Below are 1320 nucleotides of genomic sequence, written 5' to 3'. Positions count from 1 at the left end.
CTGAACCGTGCCGGATTTGCCGGAGGCTCCAACTCTTGAGTAGGATGGAGCATCATGAGCAAGACAACGAACAAGTATTCACCGGAAGTCCGCGAACGCGCTGTACGGATGGTATTGGATGGCGCCGGGCAGCATGAGAGCCGTTGGGCAGCAATCGTATCGATTTCCTCGAAGATTGGCTGCGCGCCGCAAACGCTGAACGAATGGGTGAAGAAGGTGGAAGTTGATACCGGTCAGCGCGTCGGCATCACGACCGAGCAAGCCGAGAAGATGAAGGCGCTTGAGCGCGAGGTTCGCGAACTGAAGCAGACCAATGAGATCCTGCGCAAAGCCTCCGCATATTTTGCCCAGGCGGAGCTCGACCGCCCACTGAAACGATGATCCAGTTCATAGAAGATCACCGGGGTGATCATGGGGTCGAGCCAATCTGCCGCGTCCTGCCGATTGCCCCAGCCACGTTCTATGATCATTTGGCCAAGCGCGCTGACCCTTCACGCCTTTCGGATCGCGCAAAGCGTGACGAAGAACTGAAGCCCGAGATTGAGCGTGTCTTTGAGGAAAACCTCAGCGTCTATGGTGTTCGGAAGGTCTGGCATCAAATGCGTCGAGAAGGCTTTGATATTGCGCGCTGCACCGTCGTACGCTTGATGAAGGATTTGGGCCTTGAGGGTGTTGTGCGTGGCAAGAAGCCGAAGACAACGATCCCTGACAAGGCGCTGCCGTGTCCGTTGGACAAGGTGAACCGCCAGTTCCACGCGCCCGCGCCGAATGTGCTCTGGGTCAGCGACTTCACCTATGTCGCGACGTGGCAGGGGTTTGTGTATGTGGCCTTCGTCATTGATGTTTTTGCCCGCCGCATCGTTGGGTGGCGTGTCAGTCGCACGGCGACCGCCGGGTTCGTTCTGGATGCTTTGGAACAAGCCATTCATCAACGCAGACCGGCCCAGGATCAACTGGTCCACCACTCGGATCGCGGATCGCAATATTTGTCTATCAAGTACACCGAACGGCTCGCAGAGGCGAAGATCGCCCCATCTGTCGGCAGTGTCGGCGACTCCTATGACAACGCCCTGGCAGAAACGATCAATGGCCTTTTCAAAGCCGAGGTCATCCACCGGCGTGGGCCATGGCACAGCTTCGATGCCGTGGAATATGCCACCCTCGAATGGGTCGATTGGTTCAACACCCGCCGCCTGCTGGAACCCATCGGGAATATCCCGCCAGCAGAGGCCGAGGCAAACTTCTACGCAGCTCGGCAAAGATCAGACATGGCCGCGTAAATAAGACAAATCAGCCTCCGGCAAACCCGGCACGGTTCAA

Annotated in this window: 1 protein-coding gene and 1 other annotated feature; the gene reads left to right on the top strand. The window is 57.5% G+C overall.

Translation table 11 applies throughout. The features are described from left to right. The first annotated feature begins 54 nt into the window (after window positions 1-54). Window positions 55-1280, top strand: a protein-coding gene (locus IU397_RS23140) for an IS3 family transposase (RefSeq protein WP_204417982.1) whose coding sequence is annotated in 2 segments (ribosomal slippage) — window positions 55-343 and window positions 343-1280 — 1227 coding nt in all. Because the reading frame shifts where the segments join, the coding sequence is not laid out codon by codon here. Beyond that, window positions 336-452 (top strand) — a sequence feature (AL1L pseudoknot). Its footprint overlaps the gene before it by 117 nt. Window positions 1281-1320 lie beyond the last annotated feature (40 nt).

The sequence above is a fragment of the Actibacterium sp. 188UL27-1 genome, from assembly GCF_016901225.1.
Classification (GTDB): domain Bacteria; phylum Pseudomonadota; class Alphaproteobacteria; order Rhodobacterales; family Rhodobacteraceae; genus 188UL27-1.
Note: the sequence above shows the minus strand (reverse complement) of the source record. Positions and strands in the feature narration are given on the sequence as shown.